This is a genomic window from Streptomyces sp. NRRL S-455 (genome assembly GCF_000717875.1).
Taxonomy (GTDB): Bacteria; Actinomycetota; Actinomycetes; order Streptomycetales; family Streptomycetaceae; genus Streptomyces.
The window spans coordinates 139072-148767 of record NZ_JOCT01000016.1 but is presented as its reverse complement, the minus strand read 5'-3'; the positions used below and the strand labels follow the sequence as shown (position 1 = coordinate 148767).

At 72.7% G+C, this 9696-nt stretch carries 5 protein-coding genes; 2 read left to right on the top strand and 3 right to left on the bottom strand.

All coding sequences use genetic code 11. The features are described 5' to 3' along the window. Positions 1–222 precede the first annotated feature (222 nt). Positions 223–2646, top strand: a complete 2424-nt coding sequence (locus IE97_RS0122085; protein WP_030243308.1) for an HAD-IC family P-type ATPase — start codon at positions 223–225, stop codon at positions 2644–2646. A 10-nt stretch (positions 2647–2656) separates the two neighbouring features. Here IE97_RS0122085 and IE97_RS0122080 read toward each other — a convergent pair whose 3' ends face one another. From IE97_RS0122080 to IE97_RS0122070, 3 genes are all read right to left on the bottom strand, one after another. Continuing rightward, complete coding sequence (locus tag IE97_RS0122080) at positions 2657–3415, bottom strand: hypothetical protein (protein WP_030243306.1); 759 nt, start codon at positions 3413–3415, stop codon at positions 2657–2659. A gap of 171 nt (positions 3416–3586) precedes the next feature. After that, positions 3587–6718 (bottom strand): sacsin N-terminal ATP-binding-like domain-containing protein, encoded by a 3132-nt coding sequence (locus tag IE97_RS0122075; protein WP_030243303.1) that lies wholly within the window; start codon positions 6716–6718, stop codon positions 3587–3589. 298 nt (positions 6719–7016) lie between these two features. Continuing rightward, positions 7017–7943 carry a DUF3027 domain-containing protein gene (locus tag IE97_RS0122070; RefSeq protein WP_030243301.1) on the bottom strand — a complete coding sequence of 309 codons (927 nt, stop codon included), beginning with the start codon at positions 7941–7943 and terminating at the stop codon, positions 7017–7019. Positions 7944–8197: 254 nt separating this feature from the next. Here IE97_RS0122070 and IE97_RS0122065 point away from each other — a divergent pair, with 254 nt between their 5' ends. Then, positions 8198–9631 carry an MFS transporter gene (locus IE97_RS0122065; protein WP_030243299.1) on the top strand — a complete coding sequence of 478 codons (1434 nt, stop codon included), beginning with the start codon at positions 8198–8200 and terminating at the stop codon, positions 9629–9631. The last annotated feature ends 65 nt before the right edge of the window (positions 9632–9696 follow it).

Below are 9696 nucleotides of genomic sequence, written 5' to 3'. Positions count from 1 at the left end.
TGGTTGGCGCGTCAACGGACAGTCAATTGGTCTCCGACCCCATCGCGCCGTTCCGAGGACGGACACCCCCCGGCGCGGCCCCGACCCACCACGAAACCGTTGGCACCCGCTCCGGTCCCGTACAACTCCCATACGACCAGGGCGCGACGCCCCTCCTTCCCCGGTCGGATCTTCCTCGCATTCGGCAGGTGATCCGGCAAATCCGCACGTACTGTCGAATGCATGACGCATCTCGACGCGGGTGCCCGGCTCGACGCCACGCGGCCGTCGACGGTCACCTCGCGCGTCACCGGCCTGACCGGTGCTCAGGTCGCCGAACGGGTGGAGCGCGGCCAGGTCAACGACGTGCCGGTGCGCAGCAGCCGGTCCACCGTCGACATCGTCCGCGCGAACGTCTTCACCCGCTTCAACGCGATCATCGGCGTGCTCTGGCTGATCATGCTGGTCGTCGCGCCGATCCAGGACAGCCTGTTCGGCTTCGTGATCCTCGCCAACACCGGCATCGGGATCGTCCAGGAGTGGCGGGCGAAGAAGACCCTCGACTCGCTCGCGCTGATCGGCGAGGTGCGGCCCACCGTCCGCCGGGACGGGGCCTCCGGCCAGGTCAGTACCTCCGAGATCGTCCTCGACGACCTGATCGAGATCGGGCCCGGCGACAAGGTCGTCGTCGACGGCGTCTGTGTCGAGGCCGACGGGCTGGAGATCGACGAGTCGCTGCTCACCGGCGAGGCCGACCCGGTCGTCAAGCACCCCGGCGACCAGGTGATGTCAGGCAGCTTCGTGGTCGCGGGGGCCGGGGCCTTCCAGGCCACCAAGGTCGGACGTGAGGCCTACGCCGCGCAGCTCGCCGAGGAGGCGTCCCGGTTCACTCTCGTCCAGTCCGAGCTGCGCTCGGGTATCTCCACGATCCTGAAGTACATCACCTGGATGATGATCCCGACCGCCATCGGCCTGATCATCAGCCAGCTGTTCGTGAAGGAGAACGCCCTCGACGACTCCGTCGCCCGCACGGTCGGGGGCATCATCCCGATGGTTCCGGAGGGGCTGGTCCTGCTCACCTCCGTCGCCTTCGCCATCGGCGTCATCCGGCTGGGCCGCAAGCAGTGCCTCGTCCAGGAACTGCCCGCGATCGAAGGGCTGGCCCGGGTCGACACAGTGTGCCTCGACAAGACCGGCACCCTCACCGAGGGCGGCATGGACGTCACCGAGCTGCGGCCCCTGCGGGGCACCGACGAGACGTACGTGCGCACCGTGCTCGGCGCGCTCGGCGAGTCGGACCCGCGGCCGAACGCCTCCCTCAAGGCGATCATCGACACCTACCCGGCCGTCGACGGCTGGCGCTGCCTCCAGGCGCTGCCCTTCTCCTCGGCCCGCAAGTACAGCGGCGCCGCGTTCAGCGACGGCGACGGGCAGCACAGCAGATGGCTGCTGGGCGCCCCGGACGTCCTGCTCCCCGACGGCGACCCGGCCCTCGCCGAGACCGAGCGGCTGAACGAGCAGGGCCTGCGCGTACTGCTGCTCGCCCGGGTCGCGCGGGACCTCGACGATCCCGAGGTGAGCAAGGGGGCACGGCCCACCGCCCTGGTGGTCCTGGAGCAGCGGCTGCGCCCGGACGCGGCCGACACGCTGCGCTACTTCGCCGACCAGGACGTCCAGGCGAAGGTCATCTCCGGCGACAACGCGGTGTCGGTCGGCGCGGTCGCCGCCAAGCTGGGGCTGTCCGGCACCACCGTGGACGCGCGCCGGCTGCCCGCCGAGCGGGACGGGATGGCCCTGGCGCTCGACGACGGCACGGTGTTCGGGCGGGTCACCCCGCAGCAGAAGCGGAACATGGTGGGCGCGATGCAGTCCCGCGGGCACACGGTCGCGATGACGGGCGACGGTGTGAACGACGTCCTCGCCCTGAAGGACGCCGACATCGGTGTGGCGATGGGCTCCGGCTCGGAGGCGACCCGGGCGGTGGCGCAGATCGTGCTGCTGAACAACAGTTTCGCGACGCTGCCGTCGGTGGTGGCGGAGGGCCGCCGCGTCATCGGCAACATCACGCGCGTGGCGACGCTGTTCCTGGTGAAGACGGTCTACTCGGTGCTGCTGGCGGTCCTGGTGGTCTGCTCACAGGTCGAGTACCCGTTCCTGCCGCGCCACCTGACCCTGCTGTCGACACTGACCATCGGCGTCCCGGCGTTCTTCCTCGCGCTCGCCCCCAACAAGGAGCGCGCGCAGCCGAACTTCGTCCGGCGGGTCATGCGGTACTCGATCCCGGGCGGGGCGGTGGCCGCGGCGGCGACCTTCGTGACGTATCTGATCGCCCGGGAGCACTACACGGGCGAGGGCGCCCTGGACGCGGAGACGAGCGCCGCGACCCTCACGCTGTTCCTCATCTCGATGTGGGTCCTGGCGATCATCGCCCGGCCCTACACCTGGTGGCGGATCGCGCTGGTCGCCGCCATGGCCGGGGCGTTCCTGCTGGTTCTCGTCGTGCCGGGGCTCCAGGACTTCTTCGCGCTGAAGCTGGTCGGGATGACGATGCCGTGGATCGCGGTCGGCGTCGCGGCGGTGGCGGCGGCCACCCTGGAACTCGTGTGGAGGTGGGTGGACCGCCGCGTTCCCGCTCAGCGCCGGCCGATGGCCGTGAGAACTCCCTGATGAGGCGCGGTTACAGCACGTCGACGAAGTCGCCCGTCGCGTTGACCGCCGGAGTGGTGGTCGTGCCCGCGAAGGAGTAGCGGAAGTAGCCGTCCGTGGAGGCCGTGACGGTGGTGCTCAGGTTGCCCGTCGAGTTCGACTTGATCGTCTTCAGCGTGGTGTAGGTGCTGCTGTCCTTCTTGCGGAACTGCAGCTTCACATACTGGTTGGTGTACCCGGCGTACTTGAGGGTCTCCCAGTTGGCCCGGGACAGCTTGCCGGTGACCGTGATGGTCTTGCCCTTCGTCACCGGCTCGGGCGAGGCGTTGACCGTGAGCTGGGAGGCGCGCTGGAACTTGAAGGAGCCGGCCTTGTCCTTCCAGATGTAGTCGTCGTCGTTGGCGTCGATCCAGGCGCTGACGTACCAGGTGCCGGCGTTGGCGTTGCTGAGGTAGTCCACCTTGGGGTCCACCAGCACGGAAGCGGTGCAGGTCGACGTGGTGGCGCTCACGGCCGTGCAGGTCGGCTTGCCGGTCGTGAAGAAGCCGTAGTCGGGGCCCTCCAGCGAGAACTCCTCGGCGCCCTGGATGCCCGAGTTGTCGGTGGCCGTCACGCTGACCTTGATGGTCTTCGGGCTGGAGATGCCCACGGACACCGCGTTGTCGCCGTCGACGACGACCTTGGTGATCTCGGTGTCGCCGTATCCGCCGTCGGCCTGTGCGGCGGGCACGGCGAGGGCGGACAGGGCCAGTGCGCCGGCGACGGCGGCCACGGTGGCTCGGATGCGCATGCGTTCTCCATGTGGAGCGGGGCCCCGGCGCTCGGTCTGCTCCTGGGGCCCAGGTGATCGTGGAGCCTGTTGACTCGTGTGATCAGATTCCCGAGCCGTGCGTTTGGTTGTACGGGAAGTGAATAATCCGTGCGGAGACTTTCACGAACGGAGGCACGCCGCCCCCGCCGCTCAGTCGAACCACCGGTCCCGCGCCAGCTCCTCCGTCCGCGACGGGTCCTCCAGCAGCGCCGCCACCTCGAACCGCCGCGGCCACTGTCCCGCCGCCCAGGCCAGACCCGCGGCCACGCCCTCCAGGGTGGCGGCGTGCAGGACTCCGTCGTCCGTCAGCCGCCAGTCGATCTCCACGCCGTCCACGACGAGTTCCTCGTGCTCGATGTAGGAGGACGGGGTCAGCCGGCCGAGCAGCACGCGCACCGGCTCGGGTACGTCGTGCTCGGTGCCCTCGGAGGTGACCTCGCCCGTGACGGACTCGCTCAGCCGCCGTACCTGGAACAGTTCGGCCAGCTCGGCGGCCAGGGAGGGGCGGACCGGGAGGAGGGGCACCCCTGAGGTGAAGGGCAGCAGGTCCGGGGAGTCGCATACGACGGCGTCCGCCGCGTCCACGACCTCCACCCGGCCGTCGATGACGGCGCGCAGCTCGTCCGGCAGGGTCACCTGCTCGGGGTCCAGCTCGGCCAAGGCACCGTACAGGGCGTGCAGTTGCGCGTCGGTCACCTCGCGTTCGGTATCGGCGAGGCGGTCGAGGAGTTCGGCGGCTCCGCCGGGCTCGTCGAGCAGCGCGGCCACGGACGTCCGTACGCCCAGCGCCCGCAGCACCTGCTCGTCCTCGAAGCCGGTGGCGTCGGCCTCGTCGTAGAGGCCGCGGAGGAGAGGGTCACCGCCCGCCGAGCGGAGGCCCGCCGGGCGGCGGCCGTCGAGGACCGGGTTCCCGCGCAGCCACCAGGCGGTGTACGGGCGTACCACCTCGTGGGTGCCGTCGTGCAGCAGGATCCGCACCGGCTGGACGATCGCGTCCCGGAGGGGCGGCCGCGACAGCATGGACAGGGCTTGGGGCCACTTGTCCTCGTCGACCAGGTCCAGATCACGGACGGCGACGATCTCGGTCGCCACCGGCGGCACCGGGCTGTCCGGGAAACGATCGAGGATGTCCTCCGACCACACGTCGACCGCGTCCAGCAGGCCCGGGTCGTCGGGTTCGGCGAAGTCGCCCTCGCGGGGCTCCAGTTCGTCGGGGTCGAGCACGACGTCGGTGGCCCGGACGAGCGCGAAGTTCACCAGCACGCCGCAGGCGGCCAGCGGCTGCTCGCCCCACTTGCCGGCCAGCTCGGCGTCCACCGCGGCGAGTTCGCCCTCGCGCATGACCTGGGCGAAAGGCCCGCCGGGGAAGACGAGTTCGCAGGCCGGGGCCGGTTCGCCGTCCTCGTCGGGGAGGGCGAGCGCACCGAGCCAGGGCTCGTCACCGGGCTCCAGGCCGGCGTCCCGCACCAGCGCGAGCACGGTGTCGGCGAGCTCGTCGGCGTCGAGGGAGTCCTCCTCCCAGCTCATGCCGCCCTCGTCGTCGAGGGACGCGGCCACGGCGGCCCGCACCTGCGGGGTGGTGAGGACGGCGCGCGGGGTCGCGGGCAGGGCGCCCAGCTTCTCCAGGATCGGGTGCGCGGCGTCCTGGTGGGCGACCTTCAGACCGAGGCGGGCCAGCACCTCCGGGTCGATCCGGGCGGCCTCAGGGCTGGGCAGCAGCACCTGCCGGGGACCGATCGTCGTACGGCCGTCCGCGAGCGGAACCGGCAGACCCGACAGCCGGTCCGGGTCCACCCCGGCGAGGCTGTCGTAGAGCCGCCGCCACCAGCCGGGCTGCTTCTCCAGGCCGGCCAGCCGGTCGATCGCGTCGGTCAGCGGGACCCGGGCGACGCCCAGGGTGCGCAGCTCCGTGCGCCGTTCCAGCCCGGCGGGCAGCAGGGTGGGAAGGACCTCCGCGAGCACCCGCACCGTGTCCGCGCCCGCCCCCTCGACGATCTCGGCGTCGCGGGGCCGCAGCGACCCGGGCAGGTCGTCGCCGTCCTGCTCGCGCGGCTCGGCGGCCGGCGGCAGGAACGAGACGCGGGGCAGCCGTTCCAGGATCGCCTGCCGCAGGGCGCCGTCCAGCTCGCCCTTGCCGAGCGGGCCGGGCACGAGGTCGATGAGCCCGGCGGTCACCGGACGCCAGTCGCCGAGGAGTGCGGCGTAGGTGTCGGCCGCGCGCTGCACGAGGAAGTCGGTCAGCGGGCCCGGGGCGGCGTGCCGGCGGGTGGAGTCCAGCGGGAACGAGGCGATGAGCAGGGCCGGGACGCCGAGGGGCTCGTCGCTGGGGGTCGGGGCGTGCACGACGGCGCTGGTGCGGGGCCGGGCCGGGCTGCCGTCGGCGTCGACGGGCACGGCCCAGGTGACCGACCAGTGGGGCCGCAGCCGCTCCTCGACGGGCCGGCCCTCGAGCAGGTCGGGGGTGAGAGGTCCGTGCGCGGCGGCGGTGCGCCAGTGGGTGACGCCGCCCTCGGAGTCGTCGATGACGGTGAAGGCGCCGTCGGTGCGGCGGGAGAGCGTCCTGGGGCTCTCGCCGTTGATCTCCACGACGACCTCTTCGAGGCCCGGGAGGGTGAGCAGCAGGGCGTCGTCGACGGCCCGCAGCAGGCGTTCGGCCAGGTCGGCGGCGGGGGTGTCGCGCAGGGGGAGGATGACCGCGGTGTCGTACGGGGCGGGGGCGGAGCCCTCGGCGGCGAACGGCAGCCGCAGCAGCGGCACGTGCCCGTCGCGCCGCCGGATCTCGTCCCCGAGCCCGGGGCTGTGCCGGGCGGTGTCGGCGGCCCATTCGCGGGCCTCGGCGAGGGACCAGCGGACCCCGCCGTGCCGGCCGACCACGGCGGGCTCGTCGGTGACGGCCAGGACGGCGGCGAACCCGACGCCGAAACGCCCGACGGCGCGCTCATGGGTCTCGCGCTTCGCGGAGGCCCGCAGGGTGGACAGCGACTCGACACCGGCCGCGTCCAGCGGCGCCCCGGTGTTCGCGGCGACGAGGACCCCGTCCCGCAGGGTCAGCCGCAACCGCCCCGGCACCCCGGCCCGGGCCGCCGCGTCGGCGGCGTTCTGCGCGAGCTCGACGACGAGCCGGTCCCGGTAACCACCGAGGACCAGATCCTCCTCGGCGTTGGCGTCCTCACGGAACCGGGCGGGGCTGGTGGCCCAGGCGTCGAGGACCCCGCGCCGCAGGCGGGCCGTACCGAACGGGTCGGCTCCCTCGGCGGCGGGCCGCACGAACTTGCTGCTCACGTTCCGGTCCTTTTCCTCGTCGACGTGAGGACGAAGGTACCGCTTGGGGGCCGTGGGACGTGCGCCCGCCCGTGGACGGCCCGGGGCGGGCCCTGGGCCGTGTCCGCAAAGTCCCGCCTGCCCCGCGACGCCTGGCACACTCCCCCAAGCTCTTCGAGCAGGGGGACCCCCACTCGCCGCACCGGACGAAGCCCCAAGCACATCCGGTACGAGGGACTACGCCCGGCACGTCGAGAGCACGCGCCAGACGCCGCTGGGCCCGCCCTCCGGGCGGACGACGGGACTTTGCGGACACGACCTAGGAGTGGCCCAGTTCCTCCGTGTCCTCGTCCGTCGTCGTCGGCACCGAACCCGAGTCCGGAGCCGGGCGCAGCGGGAACGGGTCCACGCGCGTCTCGTCGATCACCGGCGGGGCGGGCTGCGGGGGACGGGGCATGACCGCCGCCTCGGAGTGGCCGCCGCAGCCGTAGGCCAGGGAGACGAGGCGGCCGTCGGCCGGGGAGAACTCGTTGGCGCAGACGCCGAAGGCCTGGCCCAGGGAGCCGCCGACGGGGACGAGGAAGCCGCAGGAGACGCAGGCCGCGGGGGCCGACTGGGCCATGGGCGTCTTGGCGCCGAACGCCTCCTCCCAGCGGTCGGCCGCGGTGTGCAGGCCGTACCTGGAGAGCACCCGGGCCCGGCGCATGCCCAGTTCCTCGGCCACCGCCGCGATCGAGCCGCGCGACGGGGCGACCGGGAGACGGGCCGGCGGGCCGGCGGTGACGTCCGCGTCCTCCGCCTCCACCAGGTCGGCCATCTCGTGCGACACGGCCGAGTTGGGCGCCGGCTCGTCCTCACCGGAGAAGCCCGGCTCCAGCCGGAGATCCTCCGCGTCGGTGGGCAGCAGGTCGCCCGGCCCCATGTCGCCCGGCCGCAGCCGCTCGCTCCACGGCACCCACTCGGGCGCGAGCACCGCGTCCGGGCCGGGCAGCAGCACCGCCTCGTCCACCGTGACGATCTTCGCGCGGGACGCCCGGGCCACGGTCACGGCCCAGCGCCAGCCCCGGTACCCGAGCTCCCGGCACTCGAAGAAGTGCGTGACAACGCGGTCCCCCTCGGAGACCAGCCCCACGTGCTCGCCGACGACACCGGGCGCGGCGGCCTCCTCGGCGGCGCCGCGTGCGAGGTCCACTGCCTCGGCGCACAGACGGTCAGGGGTGCGGCTTCGCGTTGTCGCTGCGCTCACAGGTATCGCTTCTCTCCATACGCCGTCTCTAGCGAGTGCGCCACTCCCAGCGCCAGGGCGGACGGAGCGGACCAGGGGACCGCGTCGACGTCCTTCATCCATTCTGCGGGATGGCTGAGATACGCACGCTACCCTTCCGCCCCACTTCGCGTACACCGACGGTGCCATGACCCGACAACCCGGACAGTCACCCCACAGGCCCTATACAAGCGGTAATGGCACTACCCACCCCGTTCTCGGGGCACTATGACGAGGTGGCAGCGGCGAAGACACCCCCGGGCGCCACCGGGACCGGTGGGTCGAAAGGGGTCAGGGGAAGCGGCGGACTGAGCGGACCGGGCCGGGTGGGCGGCCCCCTCCGCGCGATCGGCCGTGCCCTGCACTTCCCGGTCACCAGAACCGCCCGCGGCATCCGCAAGGCCACCCACGCGCACGGCGCCGGCGAGTCCGGCCTCGGCAAGCTGATCGAACTCCACGGTGTGAACGGCGCCGGCGACGTCATGATCACCGTCGCCCTCGCCTCCACCGTCTTCTTCTCCGTGCCCACCGACGAGGCCCGCGGGCGCGTCGCGCTGTACCTCGCCATCACCATGGCGCCCTTCACCCTCCTCGCGCCGGTGATCGGCCCCCTCCTCGACCGCGTCCCGCACGGCCGCCGCGCCGCGATGGCCGGCGCGATGTTCGCCCGGGCGCTGCTCGCGATCGTCCTGTCCGGCGCGGTCGTCAGCGGCAGCATCGAGCTGTACCCGGCGGCACTCGGCGTCCTCGTCGCGTCGAAGGCGTACGGGGTGGTCAGAAGCGCCGTCGTGCCCCGGCTGCTGCCGCCCGGCTTCTCCCTGGTGAAGGCCAACTCGCGCGTCACCCTCGGCGGGCTCCTCGCCACCGGCATCGCCGCGCCGGTCGGGGCCGGGCTCCAGCAGATCGGGCCGCGCTGGCCGCTCTACGGCGCCTTCGTCCTCTTCGTGGCGGGCACGATCCTGTCGTTCACGCTGCCGCCGAAGGTCGACTCCGCCAAGGGCGAGGACACCGCCCTGCTGGCCGCGGACGAACAGCACCTGCACGGGCCGCACCGCCGGCCCGTCAAACGCCCCGGGCTGCGCACGGTCGGGCCGGCCGTCACCCACGCCCTGGCCGCCAACGCCTCCATCCGCTGCCTCACCGGCTTCCTGATCTTCTTCCTCGCGTTCCTGCTCCGCGAGCACCCGGTCTCCGGTCAGAGCGCGGCCGTTTCCCTGGCGATCGTCGGTGTCTCGGCGGGCGTCGGCAACGCGCTCGGCACGGCGGTCGGGGCGTGGCTCCGCTCCCGGGCGCCGGAGATCATCATCGTGACGGTGGTGGCGTGTGTGGTGGGCGCGGCGATCCTGGCGTCGGTGTTCTTCAGTGCGGTCCTGGTGGCCTGCCTGGCCGCGGTGGCCGGGTTCGCGCAGGCCCTGGCCAAGCTGTCGCTCGACGCGCTGATCCAGCGGGACGTACCCGAGCTGGTCCGCACGTCGGCCTTCGCCCGCTCCGAGACGCTGCTGCAGATGTCCTGGGTGCTGGGAGGGGCCGTCGGCATCGTGATGCCGCTCAACGGCACGGCCGGGCTGGCCGTGGGGGCAGCCATCGTGGGCACGGGCTGGCTGACGACCGTACGGGGGCTGATCGACTCGGCCCGTCGCGGTGGGGCGGCGCGGCCGCGGGTGGCGTAGTGCCCTCCAGTGGATCTCCCGGTGGATCTCCCGGTGGACCTCCCGGTGGATCTCTTGGGGGATCT

What these genes read in the sequence shown, in the direction of transcription:
- IE97_RS0122085 (WP_030243308.1), top strand. Translation starts at nt 223, where the DNA reads ATGACGCATCTCGACGCGGGTGCCCGGCTCGACGCCACGCGGCCGTCG.
- IE97_RS0122080 (WP_030243306.1), bottom strand. Translation starts at nt 3,415, where the DNA reads ATGCGCATCCGAGCCACCGTGGCCGCCGTCGCCGGCGCACTGGCCCTG.